Consider the following 25059-nt stretch of genomic DNA (forward strand, 5'->3'; position numbering starts at 1 on the left):
AATTCCGGATGGATTGGGTTGAAATCCTGTCTCCCCGTCATCCTGAGGTGCGAGCGGAGCGAGCCTCGAAGGATGCACGGCCCGGCTGGTGGCCGTCGATCCTTCGAGGCTCGCCGAAGAGGCTCGCACCTCAGGATGACGGGTCTGGCACGGCCTGCATGCGGAACGCACGTTCCGCCGCCTACAGCGGCAGTTCCGGCTCGCGGCGTGCGTTGCGGCGTGCGTTGGTGGCGGAGGCCGAGGTCGAGGAGCGCACGAAGCTCCAGCGGATGGTGCCGGCCTGCCTCGCGTCCTGCCGGATCACGATCTGGGAGGTCCGGCGCGGGCCGTCATTGCCGGCCAGGAACACGCTGTCCTCGAGATCGACCTTGTCGTCCATCGCCTCGAAGGTCCAGACGTCGCGGTTGGGCAGCACCAGCATCACGCCGCGGGCATCCGACAGCCGGCTCGCCTTCACCGAGGGATGCAAATGGAAGCGCAGCGCGAAATCGGCCTCGCTGCCCTTGATGCGGCCGCCCGGCGCCGGCGACAGCGAATCTTCGCCCTCCAGCCGCGTGCCGTCCTGGGAGACCATCAGCACGCGGCGGTGGATCACGCCGAAGCGCGAGAGATAGCCGTCATGCGAGGCGGTAAGCACGTCGCCGTCGGGAACGGCTTCGCGGTAGCTCTCGACGTTGCTCGGGCCGCTGGTGATGGGCGCGCCGCGGAGCAGCCGCTTCATCGCCGACAGCTCGACGAACTGGCATGACGAGGTATCGCGATAGGTCAGCGTCGAATGCGCCGCGGTGGAGCGCGCGAACGGCCGCCAATTGTCGCGGCCGGTGCTCGGCATGCCGCAATTGACGACGATGCGGCTCACGCCGGAGGACAGCTCGAACGACAGGCAGCCGGCATGCGCGTCCTGGCTGACGCTTGCCGGCGGCGGCGGGCCGGTATCGATGATCAAGGCGGTGTTGCCGGCATCGAGCCGCTGAAAGCCGGTGTGCGGCATGCTCGCCATCGGCACGCCGCGGGTGTCGTCATAGGCGAGCAGCGTCGCGACGAGATCGGACGGCGCGGTGCTCATGCCGTTGAACAGCGCGAAGCTGCCGTCGCCGTGCCGGAAGAAGCGCAGCATCGGCATCATGCGGTCGATGGCGTTGAGCAGCGCCGGCGGCGGCGCGATATTCCGTGCGGCAAAGGTCTGCCGCAGCGGCAGGAGATCGCTAAGCAGCTCGACCAGCGCGCCGGGATTGCGCGAGATGTGGCCGCCATCGGGCAGGATCTGGCGCTGCAATTCGTCGGACAGCTTGCGCGTCGCCGATTTGATGTTGCGCGCCTGGTTGGCGAGACAGAGCGAGGCGTAGCACAGCGCGATCAAGACCTGCAGGCGCGGAACGCCGTCATTGTCGAGCGTCGCGTGGCGCAGATAGCGGATCTCGCGCGCCAGCCCGCGCAGATATTTGCGGTAGAATTTTCCGTCGGTGTCGCCGAGCACCAGCGGTGCCTGCGACAGCAGCGAGATCACCCGCCGCGCGCGCACATCGGCGCGGCGCTCCAGCGGCCGCTTGCGGGCCTGGTTGGAGATCCAGTCGTCGACCAGCGAGCGGGCGTTGGCGCGGGTCAGCGCGGTGTCGGCGGCGCGCAGGTGGCGCAGCCAGCCGAAGCCGAGCAGGGCGGCTTCCCAATCCTCCGACGGTGGTTCGAGATCGAAGATCGAGCGGCCGTGGCAGGTGACGATCTTGCCGGCGAAGACGAATCGTCCGGCATAGATCTCGGCCGCGCGGGTGGCGTCGGCGGTCCGCAGATCGTGCGGGGCGATGACCAGCCGGTCGGTGCGGCCGGGCCAGAGCCGCGACAGCGCAATCGTGCTCCCGCTGGCGCGTGCGAGCATGCTGCGGGCAAAGCGGCCAGCAATCAGCGTCGAGATGCGTCTGCTTTGAGCGACCGACACGCCTAACCTTGCGGGGAGGGAATTTTCAACGAATCCTTATTTAATCCGGAAACGCGGCCAAGACACTGCCAAGACACCTGCCCAGGCACCCTCTTGATACCGCACGAATCACTTCGAGCTTAGAGGACTGAAGTTTAAAATCAGGATTTAACCAGCCGGGCCGCGTAAAATCCATCCAGCCCGCCGAGCCGCGGGTCGGCATTGGGCAAATGGCTCGGCAAAGTGCGCAGATCGCCGTCGGCGGTGATGATGTCGTCGAGGCCGGCGACCTCGCTTGTCTCGACCGGCGCACGGCGCAGGCCTGATTCGCTCGCCAGCAGCGCGGCGATCGCGTGCTCGCCTTCCTCCGGCTCCAGCGAGCAGGTGCAGTAGACCAGCGTGCCGCCGGGCTTCAGCAGATTGGCGGCTTTTTGCAGCAGCCGCTTCTGCAGCGCCGACAGCGCGGCGATGTCGCCTTCCTGCCGCAGCCAGGCGACGTCGGGGTGGCGGCGGATGGTTCCCGTCGAGCTGCAGGGCGCATCGACCAGGATACCGTCGAAGCTTGCGGCCTCGGCGGGCCATTCGGCGGCGTCGGCAACGATGGTCTCGGCCTGCAAGGCCAGACGCGTGAGATTGTCGCGCAGCCGCGCCACACGCGCCGGCGAGCGGTCGACTGCGGTGACGTGCGCGCCGGCCAGCGCGAGCTGGGCGGTCTTGCCGCCGGGCGCGGCGCAGAGATCCGCGACCGCCTTGTCCTTGATGTCGCCGAACAGCCGCACCGGCAGCGCGGCGGCAGCGTCCTGCACCCACCACTGGCCTTCGGCAAAGCCGGGCAGCATCGTGACGGAACCCTGCAGCAGCGTGCGCACGGTTCCCGTCGGCAGCGTCTCGCCGTGCAGGCGGGCCGCCCATTGCGCCGCGTCCGACTTCACCGTCAGATCGAGCGACGGCTCGTGGCCGAGCGCAAGCGCCATGTCGCGCGCGGTAGCTTCGCCGTAGTGCGCGTTCCAGCGCGCCAGCATCCATGGCGGCAGGTCCAGGGTCTGCATGCTGATCTCGTCGATCAGGCCCTGGCCCTCGCGCGCGCAGCGGCGCAGCACGGCGTTGACGAGCCCGGCATATTTCGCGGCGCGCCGGTCGGACTGCACCAGCCGCACCGAGAGATCGACCGCGGCATGGTCGGGCACGTCCATCCAGAGAATCTGTGCCGCGCCGATCAGGAGCGCGCTCTGCGCGCGCGGCGCATCGGTCGGGATGCCGCGATCGAGCAGGCGCGACAGCAGATGGCCGAGCGTGCCGAGCTTGCGCAAGATGGTCGACACCAGCCGGCGCATCAGCGCACGGTCGCGATCGGCGAGCGATTTCAGGCCGGGATGCGCGCCGGCGCCGTCGAGCTGGTCGTCGAGCGTGCGGTGCTTGTGCAGCACGCCATCGAGGATGTCGGCCGCGATGCGGCGAGCCGCGAGACCGGGGACTTCGGCAGGTACTGCAAATCTTGAAGGAGGCATGAAGCGGAGATATCTCGAAGGTGCTGAGTTACATTCGGCTCATGCCCATCAACTCCATACCACCTCTGGCATGCGAATATGCCAAATGTAAGAATCGCCTTGCGGGATTTCGTGATCGTGATGTCGTCACTGAGCCAGTACAGAGATACGGAATCCGCAGGCAGAAAGTTTTGCCATGTCTGATAAATCGCCGTTGTCATCGCCGCTGGAGGCCGCGCCGCGCAAGCCGCTGACGCCAGCCGCGCAACGCGCGCTCGCCGAGGCCGCGGCGCGGCGCAGGGCTGCCGAGGAGGCGGCCGCGCAGAACGCGGCGGCGCGGCCGAAGGAGTTCCAGGGTCCGAAGGGGCCGGAACCGACGCGTTACGGCGATTGGGAGACCAAGGGCATCGCCTCGGACTTCTGAGAGCCTTGCCTGACGGCTCGACTCGCGCCAGTCTGGGAAAATGTCCCCATACGAAAGAATAAATGCTTATCGTGGGACGGGACGTCCGCCCTTCCGAAGATCACCTTGGGGCCGCCGCGTCTCGGCGGCGCTGCCATGGGTGTTCGTGCTCGGCATTGCCGTCGGCAGCACGCTGCCGATCCGACAATGGGTGCATCTGCCGCCGCATTGGTCGCTCGGCAGGTCGCGCGACACCGACGTGATCTGGCAGCGGGCCGGCGCGCCCGACATCAGGCACAACGTTGATGTGATCAGGACGATCGACGGCGATACATTCGAGGCGCGGGTGCATTTCTCGCCGGGCCCGGATCTTTACACGCGAGTCCGGCTGCGCGGCATCGATGCGCCGGAGCTGAAGGCGTCCTGTGCGCGCGAACTGCAAATGGCGCAAGCGGCGACGGTGGCGCTGCGCGACCTGCTCGGCCAGGGCGACGTCGCGATCTACAATGTCGGTCCCGACAAATATCAGGGACGTGTCGTCGCCGACGTCGCGACCAGGAAGACCGATAATGTCTCGGCCGCGCTGCTCGCCGCCGGCCATGCGCGTGCCTACAACGGCGGCCACCGGTTCGGCTGGTGCGGATTTTTTGCGCGCTAGGCGACAGTGTCAAACCGGACTGGGCAAACAAAAAGCCACGCAGTTGCGCGGCTTTTCGATCGGCGAAGCGTTCTACCTGATCAGCGGGTGACGACGACCGTCGTGCCGATCTCGACGCGCGAATAGAGGTCGGTGATGTCGGTGTTGAGCATGCGGATGCAGCCGTAGGAGACGAAGCCGCCGACCGAGCCCGGCACGTTGGTGCCGTGGATCGCATATTCACCGCCGGCCAGCGTCATCGCAGCGACGCCCATCGGGTTATGCGGCGAGCCGCCGGCGATTACGTTCGGGATGCTGGGCTTGTCGCGCTTGACCTCGGCGGGCGGCGACCAGGCCGGGTTGCGATATTTGCCGTCGATCTTCGTGGTGCCGGCCCACTGCTTGCCGGACTTGCCGACACCGACCGGGTAACGCATCGCGTGGCCGGAATCGAGAATGAGGTAGAGCCGCCGTTCGTTGGTCTTCACGACGATGGTGCCTGGCTCATAGTTGTCGGCGTGTATTCCCACCATTTCCGGCCGGGCTTCGGCCGCCTGCGACATCAAAGCAACCGCACCAAGGGTGGCAGCCAGCGCCACCGCAAACTTCCTCGACATCAACCTCTCCACTTCCCAACAGCTCCCGCAAGGAAGCCAAAAACGAAGATGCAGAGCCCTTGAAAAACCGGGCCTGCCGGTCTCACGCATGCAACATTAACTGCGTGTGTTAACCGGGTGGTTTCACACCGGCCGCGAGACACGTCCTGATGGCGGGAGAGAATGAAAAGTTCGGATTAAAGTAAATGACCTGGAAACAACACTTGGCCACAAACGCGCCTCAATCATGCCTTGCCTATGACAATCCCGTGAAGCGCCCGTTGCAGCAAACGGGGAAGGGCCGCGGCGGTGATCGCGCGCGGCCCTTCTTTGGTCTTCTGATCCTTGCTGCTGCTGGCCTTACGCTGGCGCGCCCTTCTTGTTCTGACGGTTCTGCACGAGGTCGTCGACCACCGCCGGATCGGCCAAGGTCGAGGTGTCGCCGAGGCTCGACGACTCGTCCTCGGCGATCTTGCGCAGGATGCGGCGCATGATCTTGCCGGAGCGGGTCTTGGGCAGGCCGGGCGCGAACTGGATCAGGTCCGGCGAGGCGATCGGGCCGATGTCCTTGCGGACCCAGGCAACCAGCTCCTTGCGCAGCGCCTCGGTCGGCTCGGTGCCCTTCATCAGCGTGACATAGGCGTAGATGCCCTGGCCCTTGATGTCGTGCGGGTAGCCGACGACAGCGGCTTCCGACACCGCCTCATGCGCGACCAGCGAGCTCTCGACCTCGGCGGTGCCCATGCGGTGGCCGGAGACGTTGATGACGTCGTCGACGCGGCCGGTGATCCAGTAATAGCCGTCGGCATCGCGCCGGCAGCCGTCGCCGGTGAAATACTTGTTCTTGTAGGTCGAGAAATAGGTCTGCTCGAACCGCGCATGGTCGCCATAGACCGTGCGCATCTGGCCCGGCCATGACCTGGTCAGGCAGAGATTGCCCGAGGTCTCGCCGTCCAGCGTCTTGCCGTCGGCATCGACGATCTCCGGCACCACGCCGAAGAACGGCCGTGTCGCCGAACCGGGTTTCAGCTTCGTCGCGCCGGGCAGCGGCGTGATCAGGATGCCGCCGGTCTCGGTCTGCCACCAGGTGTCGACGATCGGGCAGCGGTCGTCGCCGACCACGCGGTAATACCACTCCCAGGCTTCCGGATTGATCGGCTCGCCGACCGAGCCGAGCAGGCGCAGCGATTTGCGCGAGGTCTTCTTCACCGGCTCGTCGCCGCCCTGCATCAGCGCGCGGATCGCGGTCGGTGCGGTGTAGAAGATGTTGACCTTGTGCTTGTCGACCACGTTCCAGAAGCGCGAATTGTCCGGATAGTTCGGCACGCCCTCGAACATCAGCGTGGTCGCGCCGTTGGCGAGCGGCCCGTAGAGAATGTAGCTGTGGCCGGTGACCCAGCCGACGTCGGCGGTGCACCAATAGATGTCGCCGTCGTGATAATCGAACACGTATTGATGCGTCATCGACGCGAACACGAGGTAGCCGGCCGAGGTGTGCAGCACGCCCTTCGGCGTTCCGGTCGAGCCCGAGGTGTAGAGGATGAACAGCGGGTCCTCGGCGTGCATATGCTCGGCCGGGCATTCCGTCGTCACCATGGCAGCGGCCTCGTGATACCAGAGGTCGCGCGTCGGGTTCATGTCGATCTTGCCGCCGGTGCGCTTCACCACCACGACCCAATCGACGCCGCCGGTCTTGGCGATGGCGGCATCGACATTGGCCTTCAGCGGCACTTTCCTGCCGCCGCGCAGGCCCTCGTCGGCGGTGATCACCACCTTCGAGTCGCAGTCCTTGATGCGCTGCGCGAGGCTGTCCGGCGAGAAACCGCCGAACACCACCGAATGGATGGCGCCGATCCGCGCGCAGGCCAGCATGGCGTAGGCCGCTTCCGGAATCATCGGCAGATAGATCGTGACGCGATCGCCCTTCTTGACGTTCCGCGTGCGCAGGATGTTGGCCATCTTGCAGACTTCGTCGTGCAGCTGGCGGTAGGTGATGTGCTTGGATTCGGAGGGATCGTCGCCCTCCCAGATGATCGCGGTCTGGTCGCCGCGCTTGTCGAGATGGCGGTCGATGCAGTTCCAGGCGACGTTCAGCACGCCATCCTCGAACCATTTGATCGAGATGTTGCCCGGTGCGAAGGAGACGTTCTCGACCTTGGTGAAGGGCTTGATCCAGTCGATCCGCTTGCCGTGCTCGGCCCAGAAGCCGTTCGGGTCCTTGACCGAGTGCGCATACATCTCGCGATATTTGGCGTCATCGATATAGGCGCGCTTGGCCCAGTCGGCCGACACGTCATAGATCTTCTCGGACATCATTTTCCTCCACTCATTGCCGATCGCGCACGACGCGACGGCAAGCCGTCTTGATCATTGCCGCGATTATGCGTTGCCGCATTCCGGCCCGGCAAGGAAAAAGGACTGTCACTTTCGTCGCGTTAAAGCCGCCGGATAGTCCGCCGGCTTCCGCTTGTGATAGGACGGCTTACCGCAACGCATCGACGAGAGAAACCTATGCGCCATCGCTTGCTCGGGGTCACTGGTCTCTTGGTCGTAGTGGTGTGGTCCTCTGCGCCGTTCGCCACCACCGCAGCAGTGCCGCGTGCGATGACGATGCGCTGACGCTGAATTTGATGGACGGCTTCAGGCACAATTGAACGAATTGTCGGACGCCGCCGCGATGAGCTGCGTCAACACGTTCGTGACCGCATAATCCTTGATTGCGGCCAGCGGTTGGACCGTCCCGTGGCTGCCGAGCTCGAGCCGCGCCCCGGCGAGAGCGGCGCGCGAAAGGGCAAGGTCGCTGACCTGATCTGGGGGACCGCGGTGGACCTCCGGGCGTTCAAACGCCGGTTTCCGGCACCGCGCTCGCGTCATTTTGTCCGATCCCGGGCAGCCCAAAATCAACGTTAGCGGGCGAATGGCACCCATGAAGGGTAATTTAATACAGTCAATAACTGATTCGCGACTCGCAATGTCGGCCCCGACGCCCTAAATCGCGTTTCCGAGGCCAGGCAGCGGAACAAGGCGTCTTGCGAGAGTAATGATGGATCAGCAGAATATCGCGGCTGTGCGGCCCGTTTCCGCCGATCCCGCTGTCGCCTTGGCAAAGGCACTGGGCCAGTGGCCGTCCAAGCCGCCGCGGGCCAGGCTGCAGCCGCCGGCAAAACTCAAGCTCGACGCGCCCGCTGCCATTAGAACGACGGTTGAAGAACTGGCGCGCGATCTGGGCCTGCGGCTCGGCGACCAGAACGAATTGACCATCCGCCGCATCAAGCGCGGCAAGACCTATTCATTCGTCCGTGCCAATGGCTCGCGGGTCCGCGATGCGCGCACCATCCGCCGGCTGCACGCGATGGCGGTCCCGCCGGCCTATCGCCAGGTGCGCTATTCCAGCGATCCGAGCTCGCATCTGCAGGCGGTCGGCCGCGATGCCGCGGGCCGGCTGCAATATCGTTATCACGCCGACTGGGAGAAGGTCCGCGAGCAGCGCAAGGCGCATCGCCTCGCTAAGCTGGTGGCCGCGCTGCCGAAGATCCGGCGCAAGGTCTCGGCGTTTCTGTCCGGCGACGAGCCGACGCGCGAGTTCGCGCTGTCGGCGGTGATCGAGCTGATCGCGCGCACCGCGATCCGGCCCGGCAACGAATCCTATGCGCGCCTCAACGGCACCCGTGGCGCCACCACGCTCTTGAAGTCCAACGTCACGCTGGAGGACGATTCCCTGGTGCTGACCTTCAAGGCCAAGGGCGGCAAGGCCGTGCGCAAGGAATGCGATGCGGCCAAGCTGGTGCGTGCGATCGGCATCCTGCGCGGCGTCCCGGGCAAGCGCATGTTTCAGTATTACGACCGCTCCGGCGTGGTACGGGCCGCCTCGACCACGGCGGTGAACGCGTTCCTGCGCGAGATCGCCGGCATCAAGATCTCGCTGAAGGATTTCCGCACCCTGATGGCGTCGGCCGTCGTCGTGGAATCGCTGTCCCGGATCACGCCGGCCACCAGCCAGCGCGGCCGCAAGCGCCAGGTGCTGGATGCGATCCGTGCCGCCGCCGACCAGCTGTCCAACACGCCGGCGATCTGCCGCAAGAGCTATGTCCACGACACCATCGTCACAGCCTTCGAGGACGGCATCCTCGAGCGCTTCGCCGCGACGATGGGAGGCTACCGCACCCAGTCCAAGCGCGAGCAATTGCTGGCGCAGGTGGTGATGGCGGCCGGGGCGTAGGTCCGCGTCCCCTATCGTCGTCCCGGCGAAAGCCGGGACCCATAACCACAGCCGCCTGTGATTAGAATTCGCTGTGGGGCCCCAGCTCGTTTCAGCAATCGACATTTGGGGTAATGGGTCCCGGCCTTCGCCGGGACGATAGTAGAGTTGGACGAGACATCACAGCCCGCCCATCTTGCAGACGTATTTCCACTCCTCCGCGGTCACCGGCTGCACCGAAAGCCGCGAATATTTGACCAGCGCCATGTCGGCGAGCTTCTTGTCCGCCTTGATCGCGGCCATCGTCACCGGCGTCTTCAGCGGCTTGTCGGCCTTGATGTCGACGCAGACGAACTTGCCGGTCTTGTCGGTCGGGTCGGGATAGGCTTCCTTGATGATCTCGGCGATGCCGACGATCTCCTTGCCCTCGTTGGAATGATAGAAGAACGCCTTGTCGCCCTTCTTCATGTTGACGAGATTCTGCCGTGCCGTGAAGTTGCGCACGCCGGTCCAGGCTTCGCCCTTCGCGCCCTTGGCGACCTGATGGTCCCACGACCAGACCGACGGTTCGGATTTCACCAGCCAGTAATTCATCGCAACTCACCCCGTTCGATTGCGCTGCAATCTATAGCGACGTGGATGCCCGCGACAAGCACGGCCATCTGATCCCGGCGCGGCACCTACTGCTTCAAATATCGATCGAAGAACTTGGCGATGTCGGTGAACGCCTCCTTCGTCTCGGGCGCGTCGACGTTGAACTGGTACTGGGCGTGCGACTGTCCCTCATAGACATTGAGATCGGCGATCACGCCGGCGCGGCGCAATTTGCGATGCGTGCGAACCGTGTTGCTGAGGAACAGATCGCGCGTGCCCGATGTCAGGATGGTCGGCGGGAAACCCTTGAAGTCACCATAGATCGGCGAAATGTAGGGATTCTTCAGGCTGGTGCCGTTTGCATAAAGCCTGGCGGCGCGGCCGAGCCAGCCGTCCCAGGTCACCAGCACATTGTCGACCCACTCATTGCTCGCGTAGCTGTCGCCGATCTTGTCGATATCGGACCATGGCGTGCCCGGCGCGATGGCGGCGGGCAGCGGCAGCTTCTCATCCTTCGCCCGCAACACCATCGCAAGCGTCATCGCCCCGCCCGTCGAGGTGCCGAAGATCGCCAGCCGGCGGTGTTCGTGCGATTTCAGAACTTCCTTCCAGACCGCCGTCGCGTCGTCCATCGCGGCCGGATAGGGGAAGTCCGGCGGCATCCGGTAGTCGACCGAGAGGACCTTGAAGCCGCCAAAGCCCGCCATCATGATGGCTTCCGGCAACGCGGCTTCGCCGGGGCCGAACACGTAACCCCCGCCATGGACGTGGATCAGCAGGCGTCGCCTGTTCTCGAGCGCGATCTTGTTCGGGGTGACGATGTAGCAGTGCACGCCGGCAAGCCTGGTTTCCTCGACCTTGACGCCGAGCTTCGCCTTCAGCGCCGGAATACCCGCGATCAGAAGCTTGGCGCGGCGATCGATCAACTCCTTCCATTCCGCCGGGGTTTTGGGGTCGGCATTGAAATGCGGCGGATAGGGCGCGCCGATCATTGCCTGCATCTCGGCAGACACGTCGGCGGTTGGGTTGCCGATCGATTTGAGCGGCGCGACCCGCTTGCCGTTGTCCGCATTGGCGGCGGCCTCGCTCTTGGCAAGGTCGTCGTAGGTGGCGGCCGTTTGGGCGTGGGCTATGGCGGATGAGGCGGTGAGGGCGACGGCGAGGCTGATCGAAAGGATGGCGCGATGCGGTTGACGCATGGGTTTTCCCTTGGGATCCGTTTTTCGATTTGTTGGACCGGGATCCGACGGTTCGCCGCCACGCTAGTATGCCGCGCACGGATCGTGAAGCTTCGCCACGCGCGACCGTGACGTGCGTTACTCCGCCTTGAACGGCCGCGTCAGCAGGCCTTCGATCGCCGCGTCAATGGTCAGCCGGTCGCCCAGGATCGCGGCGACCGCGTTTGACACCGGCATGTCGACCTTTTGCGCAGCGGCGAGCTCGCACAGCACCGGCGCGGTGAACGCGCCTTCGGCGAGCTTGCCGATCGGCGCGGCTTCGCCGCGACCGAGCGCGAGGCCGAGTGCGAAATTGCGCGATTGCGCGGTCGAGCAGCTCAGCAGGAGATCGCCCAATCCCGACAGGCCGGAGAGTGTTTCGGCGCGGGCGCCGCAGGCGCGGCCCAATCTTGCGAGCTCGCTGAAGCCGCGCGTGGTCAGTGCGGCGAGCGCGGAGGCGCCGAGATTCTTGCCGACCACGATGCCGGCGGCGATCGCCAGCACGTTTTTGGCCGCGCCGCCGATCTCGACGCCGCGCACGTCGGTGGTGTGATAGGGCCGGAAGGTCGCCGAGCCGAGCGCCTGGACGAGCGCGCGTGCGAGCGGTTCGTCCCCGGTGGCCAGCGTGACGGCGGTCGGCAATCCGCGCGCGACGTCGTCGGCAAAGCTCGGCCCCGACAGGATCGCGGGGACCGCGCGCGGCGCGGCTTCCGCGATCACCTCGGTCATGAATTTATGCGTGCCGTGCTCGATGCCCTTGGCGCAGGCGATGACAGGCGTGTCGGGTCTGAGATACGGCGCAAGATACCCGACCGCCGCGCGTAAATGCTGCGCCGGGGTCACGGCCAGGATGATGTCGGCGCGCGCCGCGGCGGCGATATCCGACGTCACGGCGATGCCGGGATGAAGCTGGACACCAGCCAGCCTTGGATTGACCCGCGTCGCCTGGATCTGCGCGGCATGCTCGGCATTGCGCGCATACAGCGTCACCTTGCGCCCGGCGCGCGCCGCGACATCGGCCAATGCCGTGCCCCAGGCGCCGGCACCGATCACGCTCACGGACATATGCGCGGGCATCAGGCGGGCCTGTCTTCGCTCCCTCTCCCCGCTCTTGCGGGGAGAGGGTTGGGGTGAGGGGCTTTATCCGCGAGCGAGCCGAGTGTCGAGACCTGTACCCCCTCACCCGGATTGCTGCGCAATCCGACCTCTCCCCGCAAGCGGGGCGAGGTGCGACGGTGCCTGATGCGCGCTCCGTCGTACATTGTTCAATATCCGGCGCGGCTGTTGGCGTAGCCGGCCGGCGCCTTGGCGCTGGCGTCGAGCAGCCAGCGCGCGCGCGGCGGCGCCTCCATCGTGTCGGTGAGGCCAAGCGCCATCCGCTCGGCGCCGGCCCAGGCGATCATCGCGCCATTGTCGGTGCAGAGCGCCGGCGGCGGGATGATCAGCGTGGTCTGCGCCTTCGCCGCAACCTCCTGCAGCGCGCTGCGGATCGCATGGTTGGCGGCGACGCCCCCGGCCGCGACCAGCGCGCGCGGCGTGCCGAACCGCTCCTGAAACAGCTTTAGGCCGACGCTCAGCCGGTCCGCGGTCGATTCCAGCACCGCGGCCTGGAAACTCGCGCAGAGATCGCTGACGTCCTGCGGCTCCAGCGGCTCCAGCCGGCTGGCCTCATTGCGCACCGCCGTCTTCAGTCCCGACAGCGAGAAATTCGCATCGGGGCGGCCGAGCATCGGGCGTGGAAAGGCAAACCGCGTCGGGTCGCCGCCGGCGGCCGCGCGCTCGACCTCCGGTCCGCCGGGATAGGGCAGCGACAGCATCTTCGCCACCTTGTCGAACGCCTCGCCCATCGCGTCGTCGACCGTGGTGCCGAGCCGCACATATTCACCGACGCCGACCACGGCGACGATCTGGGTGTGTCCGCCCGAGGCCAGGAACAGGCAATAGGGAAACGCCAGCGCGCAGGTCAGCCGCGGCGTCAGCGCGTGCGCCTCGAGATGGTTCACCGCGATCAGGGGCGTATCGTGCACCATCGCGATCGCCTTCGCGGTGGTGAGACCAACGATCACGCCGCCGATCAGGCCAGGTCCGGCGGCTGCGGCGACCGCCGATAATTGTCGGTAGCCGACGCCGGCCTCCTTCATAGCGGTGGCGACGATGCCGTCGAGCAGGTCGACATGGGCGCGCGCCGCGATCTCCGGCACCACGCCGCCGAAGCGGGCGTGCTCGTCGGTCTGCGAGCGCACCACGTTGGAGAGGATTTTCGCCTGCCCGTCAGCCTGGCGCTCGACCACGGCGGCCGCGGTTTCATCGCAGGTGGTCTCGATCCCCAGCACCAGCATCGGTGGTTCGTGTCCCAATTTCGGTCCTTGTGCTACGAGCATGATCCGGACAGGCCGGAACCGGTGTCCGGCAAGATGATGCTCATCAAAACGTCCGCTCCGGGGTAGCATTGCGAGGTCTTAAAGTGCAATCGGTCGCCAACGTCCAATTTATACGGCTGGAGGCCTGAAACCCTGACAATCCTTGTCACACGACCGCATCCGGATAATGACGCGACGCTCGCGACGCTGCGCCAGCGCGGCTTTGACGCCCTGTCGGCGCCGGTGCTGCGCTTCGAGCCGGTGCCGTTCCGCGGCGACGACGATGCGGATTATGATGCTGTCATCCTGACCAGCGCCAATGCGCTGCGCGCGGTCGATCTCGCGACCAGCCCGCTGTTGCGGCTGCCGCTGTTTGCGGTCGGGGCACACACCGCCGATGCGGCGCGCGCCGCCGGCTTCGACAAGGTAATCGTGGCGAAGGGCGATGCGGTCTCGCTGCGCAATCTCGTGCTCGCACGGGTCGAGGCCGGCGAGCTGCCGGCGTCTGCGACGCTGCTCTATCTCGCCGGCGCCGACCTGTCGCGCGATCTCGCCGGCGAGCTCGGCGAGCGCGGCGAGCGCGGGCTCAGCGTCGTCACCCACACCACCTACCGGATGGCGCCGGTGGCCGGCTTCCCGAGGGAAGTCAGCGACGCCTTCATGGCGAACCGGATCACCGCGGTGCTGCATTATTCCCGCCGCAGCGCGCAGGCCTTTCTGGACACGGTCCGAGCCGACGGGATCGAGATTTCGGCGCTCGCCTTGCCGCAATGCTGCATCTCGGCGGCCGTCGCCGCGGTGCTCCATGACGCCGGCGCGACCAAGGTGGTGGTGGCGGCGCGGCCCGACGAAAATGCCCTGCTGGAGGCGCTCAGCCGCACCCTGCGGCCGAGACCGGAATAATTCTTTCGTCTGACCATGATGTTAGGCAATGCTCGGTTATTCGGATCGTGCTCTAAGAACCTGGGCCGATTCTGGTACAATATGCGGCCAGTAGTTTTGAGGACCCCCCGCGATGGCTGAAGAAAGGCCAGACGACCCAGGATCTTCGCCGGATTCCCGGCCCAAGCGCGCGCCGCCGACCATCGATCTTCAGGCGACCGAAATCTCCAGCGAACCGTCGAAGGCGGAGGGGGCCGAGGAAGCCGCCAAGGAGGCTGACCAGGATGCCGGCAAGGCGTCCGCGGACGCGGCGACGCCTGAGGCCGAGCCCCAAGGCGACGCCGCACCGCAAGCGGAGCCGCAGCCAGAGACCGCCTCCGCGGCGCCGGACGCCGAACCGGCGCGGCCGGTGTCGCCCTGGGTGGTGGCTCCGCTATCCGGCGCCGTCGCGGCGGCCCTGGTGATCGGGGTCGGCTGGCTGCTCGGCTGGCCCGTCGTGCAGCCGGTCCCGGCGCCGCAACCCAGTGCCGCCATCGACGAGCTCGGCACGCGCCTGAGTGCGCTGGAATCGAAAGCCGGCAGGCCGGTCGCGGCGGCCGCCGATCCCGCGGCGACGGCGCGGCTGGAGGCGCTCGACAAATCGATCGCCGCACTGCGCACCGAACTCGCCGCGACGCGGGCGCAATCCGACAAGCTTGCGGCGGCGGTCAATGACGCGAAAGCCGCGCCGCGCGATGGCGCGGCTGCGCCTGATCTCTCCGGCATCACGGCGCGCATCGACAAGGTCGAAGGCGCGGTGAAGGCGCAGGGTGCGGCGATCGCGAGGCAGGACGGCAAGATCGCCGACACCAAGGCCGAGGCGAAGGCGGACGATGTGCCGCTGCGCCGCGTCGTCGCGGCATCGCTGCTCGACGTCGCGGTGCGTCACGGCGATCCCTATGCCTCCGCGCTCGAGGCCGCGAAGGCGCTGTCGGATGATGCCGAGGTGCTGAAGCCGCTCGCGACGTTTGCGACGTCGGGCGTGCCGAACCCGAACGCGCTGTGCCGCGAGCTGATCGAGATCGTGCCGAAACTTGCGCCGCCTCCGCCTGAGGCTGCGGCGGCCAGCGCCGGGCTGGTCGATCGTCTGAAGGCCGGTGCCTCCACGCTGATCCAGATCGAGCGGACCGACGGCACGGGGACCGATCGCGGCAGCATCGTCGCGCGCGTGACATCGGCCGCCCTGCATAATGACCTCGCACTGACCGAGCGTGAACTGAAGTCGCTGCCGCCGGCGGATCGCACGGCGGCGCAAGCCTGGCTCGCCAAGGTGGACGCGCGCCGCGCCGCGCTCGACGCGTCGCGTAAATTCGCCGACAACGCCATGGCGGCGCTCGCCACGGTCAACCAGTAAGTCTTTGCAATAGGTCTTTGATGATCCGGATCATTCTGTTCCTGCTGCTGATCGCGCTCGCTGCAGCGGGTGCGGCCTGGTTGGCCGATCAGCCCGGCGATCTCGTGCTGAATTGGGGCGGCTTGCGCTTCACGTCCAAGCAGCCGATGTACCTGCTCGGCCTCGTCGTCGTCGTCGCGATGGTCGGCGGCGTGATCCTGCGTGGGCTCTGGAAGATTCCCTCGCACATCCGCCGTGGCCGGCGCGAGCGCCGTCACGCCCGCGGCCGCCACGCCATCACGCAAGGCCTGCTTGCGATCGGGCATGGCGACTCCTCCGCGGCGCGCGCGCATGCCGAAGTGGCGCGGCGCCACGCCGGAGGCGATCCGCTGGCACTGCTGCTGCACGCGCAATCGGCGCAGCTCGACGGTGATCGCGACGGCGCGCAGCGCGCCTTCCGCGCCATGGCCGAGCGCGAGGACACGCGGCTGCTTGGATTGCGCGGTCTGTTCATCGAGGCGCAGCGCGCCGACGATCCGGTGGCGGCCGTGATGATCGCCGAGGAAGCGCTGAAGATGTCGCCGTCGTCGTCATGGGCCTCGCATGCGGTGCTCGGCTTCTGCTGCGCCAAGGGCGATTGGGCCGGCGCGCTGTCGATCATCGACAACAACCAGAGCGCCGGACTGATCGACAAGGCGACCTATCGGCGGCAGCGCGGCGTGCTGCTGACCGCGCGGGCGCTGGAGTTCGAGACCGTCGATCGCGACCTGTCGCGCGCGAGCGCGATGGAGGCGGTCAAGCTGGCGCCGACGCTGATCCCGGCCGCCGTGCTCGCGGCGAAGTTCGAGAGCGAGGCGCATCAGGTGCGCCGCGCGATGCGCATCGTCGAGACCGCGTGGCTGGTGCAGCCGCATCCCGATCTCGCCGACGCCTATTCGCATGTGCGGCTCGGCGATTCCGCGCGCCAGCGCCTGGTGCGGGTCGAGACGCTGGCGGCGAAAACGCCTGGACATATCGAGGGCGCGCTGGCGATCGCGCGCGCCGCGATCGACGCCGCCGAGTTCGCCAAGGCGCGCGCGGCGCTGGAGCCGTTTGTCGCGGCGCCGACGCAACGCGTCGCGCTGTTGATGGCCGAGATCGAGCGCACCGAGCATGGCGACAGCGGCCGGGCGCGCGCCTGGACCCTGCGCGCGGTGCGCGCGCTGCACGATCCGGTCTGGACCGCCGACGGCTATGTCTCGGACCGCTGGCGTCCGGTCTCGCCGGTCAGCGGCCGGCTCGATGCCTTCCAGTGGCAGACCCCGGTGGCGGCGCTGCCGTCCGACAAGGGCCATGCGATCGAGTCGTCGCCGTTCGAGGAGGCGATGCTGGCGCCGCGCCGGGTCGAGCCGCCAAGGGAAGTCGCCAGCGAGCCGGCGGACGCCAAGCCGGCCGAGCCGGTCGAGGTGAAGCAGGTCGAGGCCAAGCCAGTCGACGCCAAGCCCGTGGAGCCGGCCGCACCGCCCGTGCAGGACAACGCCCCACTCCCGGCGGCCATCGAGGCCGAGCCCGCCCCGGTCCCGGCCGAACCCGCCGCTCTGGAACCAGCTCCCGCGCCGGCCGCCGAATCGGCGCCCCCGGCGCCGGCCCCCTTGTTCCGGTCGAGGGCCGACCTGCCCAAGGCCGCACCGGCGCCGATTCCGGCCGTGATCCCGATCATCCGGGCCCCCGACGACCCCGGGGTCGACGAGGACGGCCCGGTGGACGAATTTGCGGAACAAATCGGCCCGCCCAAGGCGCAAGTGGGCGGCTGGCGCGGATTTCTGTCACGTTTGGGAAGCTAATTCGGGGTTAGGTAACGGCTGTATGGTTCGATAACCGCGTTGTCCTTGCCAATCGGGGTCATGCCCGATATCAGGTGGCCGCGTGATCCGGCCGTTGCCGAACGGTTCGCCGCAATAGCTCAGTTGGTAGAGCACGTCATTCGTAATGACGGGGTCGGGGGTTCGAGTCCCTCTTGCGGCACCAGTTTTTTCAATAAGTTAGCTCGAGGATCGACTGATACCAATTGTCCTTCGGTGCGGGACAGTGCGGCGCCGATCCCATCGTGTTGCAACTTGAAGCTCGACCTTCCAAACCTCCCGCCGAGGCCGGCCACCCGGCGAATGGCGAGCGCTTCTCAGGCCACAGCACCAATCACGGCGTCGGCCGTCCGGGTGTGCAAAACCCCAGTGGCCGCTTTCGCAATTGACGCACGGCGAGACCACCGACCGCAATTTCACGAAGAAATCCCCGCGAAAGCTGATTGATCGTCCGCAAGTCGAATTGCAGCGCTCAACCGCGAATTGTACTCTTGGGTGGTCGGGCGATTCGTATTTCACTGATGGCAATTAAGAAACAAGAATTTTATGAGGGGGCCGCTCTTCACCTGATTATTAGGTCGGGTCGCGTAAAGAGCATTCGTTACGATCCTCCCTTCTTTTTCTTGAACGAACGAATAACCCTGCTGCTCAAGTACAGCACGAAAGTTCGATCGCCCTGGGGATTTACGTTCACTGAAGATGAACAGCAACAGCTGTCGTCAATGGCGCTCCGACAATCGACCGTAATTGGTCTCGTCTGCGGATCAGATGGCATTGTCGCGCTCCCGTACGACTCTTACTCAGCAATTGCGTCGATGCGAGCGGCTTCCGCGTATGTCTCCTGTTACCGAGACTATGGCGAGCACTATGAAGTCAGTGGCCCAGACGGCCCGCTCAAACGCAAGGTGGCACCTTCGAGCTGGCAGCGCATTTTGGAAGATGGGACGGCGAATGAAGCACAGTGAGCAAGTTCTAAAACTGCTGCGCAAGCAAATCGGCAATGACAGCGAAGTTCAGGAAATCCAGAGAACTGCTGAGGACGTCGTCAAAAGATGGGTCAATCCACTCAGTGGCGGCGTGGAAGAAACTAATGGGTTGGTCTATGGGCTTGTTCAAAGCGGCAAGACAGGTGTTCTGTCCGTCACCGGTGCAATGGGCGCCGATGAAGGGTATCGCACACTTATCGTCCTTACCTCCGACAGTGATCCCCTCTACGATCAGACCCTGGGGCGCGTACGAGAGGCATTTCCAGGTATCGACATCATTGGCAAATCTGAGTTCAAGGACGTGGATGCCTTCTTACAACGGGTGAAGAGCGGAACATGCGCGATCGTAACAACGAAAAATTCGCGATTGCTGAAGACCCTGATCGAGAACTTTAAGAAGGGAAATGTCAAAGGTCTCAGCTGTCTCATAATAGATGACGAGGCGGATCAGGCGAGTCCCAACACCAGGGCAAGCTTGGATGACGGTACGCTCAGCGCCATCAACGAGAAGATATCAGAGCTACGCGCTTTCTTTGCTAAGAACACGTACCTTCAGGTAACGGCAACGCCGCAGGCATTGTTCTTGCAGCCTATGGGCCACAGCTTCCGGCCAAAATTCACCGTGCTGAGCCATCCAGGTAAGGATTATGTCGGTGGCAACGACTTTTTTTCGGATGGATCAAAACTAGTCAAAGAATTTGACTTGAATGATATCGCGGCTCTTGCTCCAGGTCCGCAACCCGCTCCAGCGCAGGACATTCCCACATCTCTCCTCAAGGCGCTGGACACGTTTCTTGTGGGTGCGACATTCAAGCGCGCCAAGGACGCGGATCAGAACTGCGCGTTCTTGTGCCATGTCAGTACTCGAACTAGCGATCACCAGCATATCGTAGACCTCCTCAGGACATACAAGACAAATCTAGCTCGCGATTTAGCATCCGGCCGGTCGGCGGTAGTCAAACGCCTAAGGGCCGCATACGAAGATTTGGCTTCAACGCATGAGGGAATCAAAAACAGTTCCTTCGACGAACTGATCGAAGGGATTAAGTTTTTTTCGCCTGGGATAGCAGTAAAGCTGGTTAACGGTGAGACTGACGAAGATGTCGAAGTCAAGTCACCTTATAATCTCTTCGTTGGCGGAAATAAGCTTGGTCGTGGAGTGACGATCAAGAATCTGCTTGTGAGCTACTACGGCCGGCATCCACGCAGACCGCAGGCAGATACGGTTCTCCAGCATGCTCGAATGTATGGCTATCGTCGCAAAGATATAGGCCTGCTTAGGTTGTTTCTTCCCCGTCAGCTGCACATCGTTTTTCAGGCGATCAATAAGATGGAGCAGGGTCTTCGAGATTTGATCGCGAGGAATCCAAATGAGGAGTTCCGAGGCGTCTATGTTGAGAGCGGATTGAGCCCGACGCGAAAAAATATACTCGCGCCCGGCGCAGTAGGTGTCTATTCCGCTGGGAGCAACTACAACCCTGCTCAAGTACTGCGTGATGGCTCCGTTCGTGCGCAGACCCAAAAGATCGACAAGCTTCTAGAATCGATAGAAGGCAAATCCTATCTGGAAATTCCCATCGAGACGATAAAGCAACTGATATCTCTAACTCGACCTGATGAAGCAGAGTCGGAAAGCGTTTGGAATGCGACGGCAATGAGTTCGTCTATCGGACAATTCGCGAAGGTCAAGGATCAGAGTACTGGATACGTGTACGTAGACCGAGATCGCGGCCTCCAAGAGAGCCGTCGCGAAACTCAAGGAATTCTAGACGGCGGCGAAATAAGGACTGTCCCGGCCGACAAAATCTGCCTCTTCATGTTGCGTGTTCGCGCGACCCGCGGTGGGCAGGCCGCGTGGTGGCCCCAGGTTCGCTTTCCTGACGGCCGCTATGCGTTTGCTTTTTCGGTGTGAACCCAAGCCAAGATGACATCCCAAGCGAAAAAGCCAAGGAAGGCAACTGCGCTCGACTTGTTCTCCGGCTGCGGCGGTCTGACCGTCGGTCTGAAACAAGCAGGGTTCAACGTATTGGCTGCTGTTGAATTCAACTCGCTAGCTGCGGAAACCTTTAGGTCGAATCATCGTGACGTAATCCTGAAGGAACGTGACATTCGAGCCGTGTCCCCGTTGCGGTTGCGGCGAGAACTCAAATTGCACAAAGGCGAACTTGATCTATTGGCAGGATGTCCTCCCTGTCAGGGCTTCTCGTCACTGCGCACGCGCAATGGCAGGAAGCGCAACAGGGACCGGCGCAATGATTTGGTGAACCAAATGCTTCGGTTTGCCAAAACGTTCGAGCCCAAGGCAATTATGATGGAGAACGTCCCCAAGCTTATCGAATATGGCCCATTCAAGAAGCTTTGTCAGGAACTGGCTGATCTCGGCTACACTGTTGACGTTCAGATCAAAGATGCTGCCCGCTACGGCGTTCCACAGCGGAGGCGGCGGCTGATTCTCCTTGCCGGGAAGGGATTCAGCGTTCCCTTTGCGAAGGAGGCTCGGGTCATTCGAACGGTTCGCTCTGCTATCGGAGATTTAGAAGAGCCCGGAAGCTCGAAGGATGCGCTCCACAACTTTCTGGAGAAGCGACGCAGCGAGAAGGTCCAACGACTCATCCGGGACATCCCGAAGGATGGAGGAAGCAGAACTGATCTTTCGGAAGCACGGCAACTACCTTGCCATCAGCGAAGCAATGGCTTCAGAGACATCTATGGAAGGATGGCTTGGGATACAGTGTCGCCAACCATTACGGGCGGCTGTTTCAATCCGTCGAAAGGACGGTTTCTTCATCCCGTAAGGGACCGCGCCATAACGATGCGCGAAGCTGCACTACTGCAGTCCTTTCCTAGGCGGTACAAATTCTCGCGAGGTGCTGGAAAAGAAGCGGTCGCGCTGATGATCGGGAACGCATTGCCTCCTGAATTCATCCGCCGCCACGCGCTGGTCATATTGAGGTCCTTACGTTCGGCCTCAGTCATCAAGTCGAGAGCAAGAAACTAAATCACTAGATGTCAGACGTTTTTTCCAAGCGCAAGCGCTCTGAAATCATGTCTAAGGTGCGAGATCACGGCAATCTTGCGACCGAGCTTCGTCTGATCGGCATTTTTCGCAAGTTCGGCCTGCGCGGATGGAGAAGAAATCAGAAGGTTTTCGGAAAGCCGGATTTCGTTTTTTACGACGGGCGACTGGCAGTCTTTGTGGATGGCTGCTTCTGGCATGGCTGTAAAATCCACGGGAGTATCCCAAAGTCTAACACGATCTTTTGGTCAAACAAGATTGTCAGAAATGTTCGACGCGATGCCGTCGTTCGTAGAACGCTCAATGCTTATGGATGGAGTGTCCTTAGGATATGGCAGCATGATCTTCGAGACCATCCAGAGAAGGTCGGCAAGCGCGTGATTCGGACGTTAAGTCGGCAACGAATGATAAGGAAACGTGGACGATAGACGGCGCGTCAAAGCGGCGAAGGGCATAATCGCATCCCGCTTTTCTGCGCAGCGAGCGAAGCGTAGCCCGGCATCTGAATTCAAGTGAACCAGCTATTATCGGGGCGGAATGATCTTCGCGAAAGTCCGGCCGGGTCGCTCTTGCCGCCTCGGCCGAAGCCTAGATTCGCGCTCCGCACAGTCCGCTCATGATCGCAATCGCGAGCAGCCCGCCGGCCACCAGCCCGCTCGCCCAGATCCGGTTGGCGAGCGCGGCAGCCACGCCATGCGCGATCAGGACTCCGCGCAATCCTGACGCCAGATGCGCGAGGACGAAGAACACGCCGAGTGCGTAGTGCGGCACCAGGCGAATGCTCCAGGCGTCGTGGATCAGGCCGATCGGCGCACCGGACGCCCAGGCCCAATTGGTGTCGATGTGGTGCACGGCGCGCGCCGAGACCAACGCGGAATTCAGATGGGTGAGGATGAACGCCGCGAGATAAATGCCGGAGCCGATCTGGAACACGCGGTAGGCATCCGCCGGCAGCGAGCTCCAGCGCCAGGCGAGCCGCACGCCGACCGCGACCTGGAACACCATCAGGCCGACGAGGATGGGTTCGACGAGGGACGATCGATAGACCGAGCGCCCCATCTTCATTACGGCGGCATGAACCTCGGGGCCGAGCCAACCCAGCAGATGATTGGTGAGGTGAAACGCGACGTAGAGCAGGATGACCGCTGCGGCGACGCCGTGCGTCACGCGCCATTTGGCGATGGATGGAGCAACCGCGGCTGAGGTTGGCGCACGTTCGGTCTGCTCGCTACCGAACAGGATGTAGAGACAAGCGGCCAACCAGCCCGCGACCCATACGAGCTCGTCGCTGACACGAATATGCAGCAGTCCGAGACCGACGCCGGTCAGGACGAACAAGGGCGGTGCGCCGATGCTGAAATAGGCGAGCCGCCGGGCGCGCAGCGCGAACGATGAAGGTGCGGCCTTGGTCATCCAGTACGCGCAGGCAAGACCCAGCAACGGCGCGGCGGTCGCGGCCAACAGGCAAAGCGCTGCCAGGATTAGTCGCCCAAACGACATCGGACCAGCAGCGGGAGAGACCGCGAGATGAAATGCATCGAGCAGGAACGGATAAGCCATCGCTCCAGCCGCCGGGATCATCGAACGGAGCTTTTCGGCGGCCGTATTCGCCAAGCCATCGTCGCCCGACCGTACGCGACCTTGTTCGAATGCGCTCACAAAACTCTCCAGGGTTCGGGCATCGTGCAAGAGAGGGCCAGACCGACGAATCTATTCCCGAGTCATCGTCGAAGGCGCGGCACACAGGCTGGTGCTGTGGATGCTGGTGTGTACGAGCGCGGCGTTGCGCCGAGACCCTGTTTCAAGGCTCAAAAACTACAGCGATACGGGCCCACTGACAGGACCAAGTTCCAACAATCCGACTGGACCACGCCAACCCGTCGGCAACTGCTGTGCTGACAGCGTGATGCATCTCACAAAATGGGCTCGACGTGGCTGGTCTCCCCCACCAACGGGCGAGGGATGCGTGATTTCGGAATATTGGAAATGTATCCTTGATTTGCCCGACGGGTCAAGTTGCCTTGTCGATCGCCAGCACCCGCCGGCTCCTTTGCATGGGGTTGTTTTCGATATTTTGGTGGGAGGCGCAGCCACCGGGCGCGATGGGGCCACTCTCGAAGGCGCATAGGCGCAGAAGGTGGCTGCGAGCAGAAAGCGAAAGCGCCCCTGGATCCGATCCAGGGGCGCTTTGCGTTGAGAGTGTATTCGCAGGGTTACTCGGCGACCGTCTGCACGACGTTGCCAATCGGCCGCCCCGTTGCGATCGGCTTCTCGGTCTTTGCCATCATCGCGTCGTATTCGGGCAGCGTCTCGAGCTGGGTCTTGGCCTTCATCCAGACCACCTTGTAGCCGCCGGCCTTGAGCTTGCGGAGCAGCGTCGGCAGCGCCTGCGCGGTGTGCTTCTGCAGGTCGTGCATCAGGATGATGCCCTTGTGCTCCTTGTCGAGCTTGGTCATCACGTTGTTGATCACCTCGTCCGCGCTCTTGGATTTGAAGTCGTTGGAGTCGACGTCGACCGAGAACATCGCGATGTTGCGGGTGCCGAGATAGGCGGTTGTCGCCGGGGTGTGCGCCAGCGCCGGGAAGCGGAAGAACGGAGCAGGGTTGGCGCCCAGCGCCAGCTTGACCGCGCTAAAGCCCTTCTCGATCTCGTCCTTGGCCTGCTGCTCGGTGAGCTTCTTGCTGGCGAGATGCGCATGCGACCAGGTATGGGCGCCGATGGTGTGGCCGGCGGCGGCGACCTGGCGCAGGATGTCCGGGTGATAGGTGGTGTGCAGGCCGATCGGGAAGAACACCGCCTTGGTGCATTCGTCAGCCAGCGCCTTGAGCACGGCCGGCGTGGTCGGCCACGGACCGTCGTCGAAGGTCAGCACGACCTCCTTGTCGGTCAGGAAGTCATACTGCTTGTACTGCAGGAAACCGAAGCCCGGGCCGCCATTGGTGTCGACCACGACGGTGCGGCTGATGCCGAGCGCATCGGGATTGGCGCATTTGGCCGCGGCCGCGACGGGGGCCGGCGCCGGCGCAGGAGTGGCGGCCGGTGCCGCGGCCTGGGTGGCATCGGCGCGCTTCGACAGCGCGGCGGTCGTCTCGACATCGTCCCTGGCGGCCTGCTTTGCCGCCGCAGGCAGCGGATCGGCCTTGGCCGCAGCCGTGGTTTGCGGAGGAGCCGCGTCGGCACGCGGCGAGGAGGTCCAGAACCACACGCCGGCGATCACGATCGCCGTTACAACACTGGCCAGCATCAGGCCCAACGCACTACGCATCGCTACACACTCTCTCGGAACTTAAGGATACGCCACAGCCGTAACGAGCGATTAATGCCAACAAGGTCTTAACGCGATCCCAACAAGGCGCCGGAAGGACAAGAAAAAGCGGGCGTTACCATGCGTGATGACCGTCACAGTCGGTTTCAAGCTTCTTCGCGGCACGGAAACGCTATAGAACCGGCGTCGCATTCCCTGGAGCTGTTTCCGCTGCGATGAAATCGGAACGGGGCTCCGGATTTCCTATTTGACGCGTTTTCTTCACGCGACCCGGCACCCCTTCGCGCGAAAA

At 64.1% G+C, this 25059-nt stretch carries 20 protein-coding genes and 1 tRNA gene; 11 read left to right on the forward strand and 10 right to left on the reverse strand.

Translation table 11 applies throughout. The features are described 5' to 3' along the window. Positions 1-181: 181 nt before the first annotated feature. Together ACVW1B_RS35620 and ACVW1B_RS35625 are read right to left on the reverse strand one after the other, a co-directional pair. Positions 182-1933, reverse strand: a complete 1752-nt coding sequence (locus tag ACVW1B_RS35620; protein WP_253605647.1) for a heparinase II/III family protein — start codon at positions 1931-1933, stop codon at positions 182-184. Between the two features lie 140 nt (positions 1934-2073). Continuing rightward, complete coding sequence (locus ACVW1B_RS35625) at positions 2074-3420, reverse strand: RsmB/NOP family class I SAM-dependent RNA methyltransferase (protein ID WP_253605645.1); 1347 nt, start codon at positions 3418-3420, stop codon at positions 2074-2076. 175 nt (positions 3421-3595) lie between these two features. Here ACVW1B_RS35625 and ACVW1B_RS35630 point away from each other — a divergent pair, with 175 nt between their 5' ends. Continuing rightward, positions 3596-3823 carry a DUF1674 domain-containing protein gene (locus ACVW1B_RS35630; RefSeq protein ID WP_057021331.1) on the forward strand — a complete coding sequence of 76 codons (228 nt, stop codon included), beginning with the start codon at positions 3596-3598 and terminating at the stop codon, positions 3821-3823. A gap of 40 nt (positions 3824-3863) precedes the next feature. Continuing rightward, the gene (locus ACVW1B_RS35635) at positions 3864-4460 is read left to right on the forward strand and encodes a thermonuclease family protein (protein WP_253605643.1); all 597 of its coding nucleotides are present in this window, start codon (positions 3864-3866) and stop codon (positions 4458-4460) included. Positions 4461-4540: 80 nt separating this feature from the next. Here the strand turns inward: ACVW1B_RS35635 and ACVW1B_RS35640 are convergent, their stop codons facing one another. Both ACVW1B_RS35640 and acs read right to left on the reverse strand, forming a co-directional pair. Beyond that, a complete protein-coding gene (locus ACVW1B_RS35640) occupies positions 4541-5056 on the reverse strand; it encodes a L,D-transpeptidase (RefSeq protein WP_168858081.1) in 516 nt (171 codons plus the stop codon). Positions 5057-5395: 339 nt separating this feature from the next. After that, positions 5396-7348, reverse strand: coding sequence for an acetate--CoA ligase (gene acs, locus ACVW1B_RS35645; protein ID WP_253609835.1), 1953 nt, complete (start codon positions 7346-7348; stop codon positions 5396-5398). A 727-nt stretch (positions 7349-8075) separates the two neighbouring features. On the opposite strand from acs, the gene ACVW1B_RS35650 reads away from it, so the two are divergent. Further along, positions 8076-9254, forward strand: coding sequence for a DNA topoisomerase IB (locus ACVW1B_RS35650; protein ID WP_076835000.1), 1179 nt, complete (start codon positions 8076-8078; stop codon positions 9252-9254). A gap of 159 nt (positions 9255-9413) precedes the next feature. Here the strand turns inward: ACVW1B_RS35650 and ACVW1B_RS35655 are convergent, their stop codons facing one another. From ACVW1B_RS35655 to tsaD, 4 genes are all read right to left on the reverse strand, one after another. Further along, positions 9414-9827: an EVE domain-containing protein gene (locus tag ACVW1B_RS35655; protein WP_057021328.1), complete on the reverse strand. Its 414-nt coding sequence runs from the start codon at positions 9825-9827 to the stop codon at positions 9414-9416. Between the two features lie 86 nt (positions 9828-9913). Next, positions 9914-11026: an alpha/beta hydrolase gene (locus ACVW1B_RS35660; protein WP_253605642.1), complete on the reverse strand. Its 1113-nt coding sequence runs from the start codon at positions 11024-11026 to the stop codon at positions 9914-9916. A gap of 117 nt (positions 11027-11143) precedes the next feature. Beyond that, positions 11144-12121 (reverse strand): NAD(P)H-dependent glycerol-3-phosphate dehydrogenase, encoded by a 978-nt coding sequence (locus ACVW1B_RS35665; protein WP_253605640.1) that lies wholly within the window; start codon positions 12119-12121, stop codon positions 11144-11146. A gap of 188 nt (positions 12122-12309) precedes the next feature. Continuing rightward, on the reverse strand, positions 12310-13383 hold the full coding sequence (gene tsaD, locus ACVW1B_RS35670; RefSeq protein ID WP_253609834.1) for a tRNA (adenosine(37)-N6)-threonylcarbamoyltransferase complex transferase subunit TsaD: 1074 nt from the start codon (positions 13381-13383) through the stop codon (positions 12310-12312). Positions 13384-13557: 174 nt separating this feature from the next. Between tsaD and ACVW1B_RS35675 the strand changes: the two genes are divergently transcribed. From ACVW1B_RS35675 to ACVW1B_RS35710, 8 genes are all read left to right on the forward strand, one after another. Next, a complete protein-coding gene (locus ACVW1B_RS35675; protein ID WP_253609833.1) occupies positions 13558-14307 on the forward strand; it encodes a uroporphyrinogen-III synthase in 750 nt (249 codons plus the stop codon). Between the two features lie 112 nt (positions 14308-14419). Continuing rightward, on the forward strand, positions 14420-15679 hold the full coding sequence (locus ACVW1B_RS35680) for a hypothetical protein (protein ID WP_456822784.1): 1260 nt from the start codon (positions 14420-14422) through the stop codon (positions 15677-15679). A gap of 20 nt (positions 15680-15699) precedes the next feature. Beyond that, positions 15700-17481: a heme biosynthesis HemY N-terminal domain-containing protein gene (locus tag ACVW1B_RS35685; RefSeq protein ID WP_456822785.1), complete on the forward strand. Its 1782-nt coding sequence runs from the start codon at positions 15700-15702 to the stop codon at positions 17479-17481. Positions 17482-17589: 108 nt separating this feature from the next. Continuing rightward, positions 17590-17665 (forward strand) — tRNA-Thr (locus tag ACVW1B_RS35690). Between the two features lie 277 nt (positions 17666-17942). Then, complete coding sequence (locus ACVW1B_RS35695) at positions 17943-18464, forward strand: hypothetical protein (RefSeq protein ID WP_456822786.1); 522 nt, start codon at positions 17943-17945, stop codon at positions 18462-18464. Further along, positions 18451-20397 carry a Z1 domain-containing protein gene (locus ACVW1B_RS35700; protein ID WP_456822787.1) on the forward strand — a complete coding sequence of 649 codons (1947 nt, stop codon included), beginning with the start codon at positions 18451-18453 and terminating at the stop codon, positions 20395-20397. Before ACVW1B_RS35695 ends, ACVW1B_RS35700 begins: the two co-directional genes overlap by 14 nt. A 12-nt stretch (positions 20398-20409) precedes the next feature. After that, positions 20410-21483, forward strand: coding sequence for a DNA cytosine methyltransferase (locus ACVW1B_RS35705; protein ID WP_456822788.1), 1074 nt, complete (start codon positions 20410-20412; stop codon positions 21481-21483). Positions 21484-21530: 47 nt separating this feature from the next. Beyond that, on the forward strand, positions 21531-21929 hold the full coding sequence (locus ACVW1B_RS35710; RefSeq protein WP_456823083.1) for a very short patch repair endonuclease: 399 nt from the start codon (positions 21531-21533) through the stop codon (positions 21927-21929). A 160-nt stretch (positions 21930-22089) separates the two neighbouring features. Here ACVW1B_RS35710 and ACVW1B_RS35715 read toward each other — a convergent pair whose 3' ends face one another. Both ACVW1B_RS35715 and ACVW1B_RS35720 read right to left on the reverse strand, forming a co-directional pair. After that, entirely contained in the window at positions 22090-23115 is a 1026-nt protein-coding gene (locus ACVW1B_RS35715; RefSeq protein WP_456822789.1) for a hypothetical protein, read from the reverse strand. 599 nt (positions 23116-23714) lie between these two features. Continuing rightward, complete coding sequence (locus tag ACVW1B_RS35720) at positions 23715-24767, reverse strand: polysaccharide deacetylase family protein (RefSeq protein ID WP_057021319.1); 1053 nt, start codon at positions 24765-24767, stop codon at positions 23715-23717. Positions 24768-25059: the final 292 nt, after the last annotated feature.

Source organism: Bradyrhizobium sp. USDA 4502, from assembly GCF_054063355.1.

Coding starts and splice junctions, on each gene's coding strand:
- ACVW1B_RS35625 (WP_253605645.1), bottom strand. CDS start 3,420: ATGCCTCCTTCAAGATTTGCAGTACCTGCCGAAGTCCCCGGTCTCGCG.
- ACVW1B_RS35630 (WP_057021331.1), top strand. CDS start 3,596: ATGTCTGATAAATCGCCGTTGTCATCGCCGCTGGAGGCCGCGCCGCGC.
- ACVW1B_RS35635 (WP_253605643.1), top strand. CDS start 3,864: ATGTCCCCATACGAAAGAATAAATGCTTATCGTGGGACGGGACGTCCG.
- ACVW1B_RS35640 (WP_168858081.1), bottom strand. CDS start 5,056: ATGTCGAGGAAGTTTGCGGTGGCGCTGGCTGCCACCCTTGGTGCGGTT.
- acs (WP_253609835.1), bottom strand. CDS start 7,348: ATGTCCGAGAAGATCTATGACGTGTCGGCCGACTGGGCCAAGCGCGCC.
- ACVW1B_RS35650 (WP_076835000.1), top strand. CDS start 8,076: ATGATGGATCAGCAGAATATCGCGGCTGTGCGGCCCGTTTCCGCCGAT.
- ACVW1B_RS35655 (WP_057021328.1), bottom strand. CDS start 9,827: ATGAATTACTGGCTGGTGAAATCCGAACCGTCGGTCTGGTCGTGGGAC.
- ACVW1B_RS35660 (WP_253605642.1), bottom strand. CDS start 11,026: ATGCGTCAACCGCATCGCGCCATCCTTTCGATCAGCCTCGCCGTCGCC.
- ACVW1B_RS35665 (WP_253605640.1), bottom strand. CDS start 12,121: ATGCCCGCGCATATGTCCGTGAGCGTGATCGGTGCCGGCGCCTGGGGC.
- tsaD (WP_253609834.1), bottom strand. CDS start 13,383: ATGCTGGTGCTGGGGATCGAGACCACCTGCGATGAAACCGCGGCCGCC.
- ACVW1B_RS35680 (WP_456822784.1), top strand. CDS start 14,420: ATGGCTGAAGAAAGGCCAGACGACCCAGGATCTTCGCCGGATTCCCGG.
- ACVW1B_RS35685 (WP_456822785.1), top strand. CDS start 15,700: ATGATCCGGATCATTCTGTTCCTGCTGCTGATCGCGCTCGCTGCAGCG.
- ACVW1B_RS35700 (WP_456822787.1), top strand. CDS start 18,451: ATGAAGCACAGTGAGCAAGTTCTAAAACTGCTGCGCAAGCAAATCGGC.
- ACVW1B_RS35705 (WP_456822788.1), top strand. CDS start 20,410: ATGACATCCCAAGCGAAAAAGCCAAGGAAGGCAACTGCGCTCGACTTG.
- ACVW1B_RS35710 (WP_456823083.1), top strand. CDS start 21,531: ATGTCTAAGGTGCGAGATCACGGCAATCTTGCGACCGAGCTTCGTCTG.
- ACVW1B_RS35720 (WP_057021319.1), bottom strand. CDS start 24,767: ATGCGTAGTGCGTTGGGCCTGATGCTGGCCAGTGTTGTAACGGCGATC.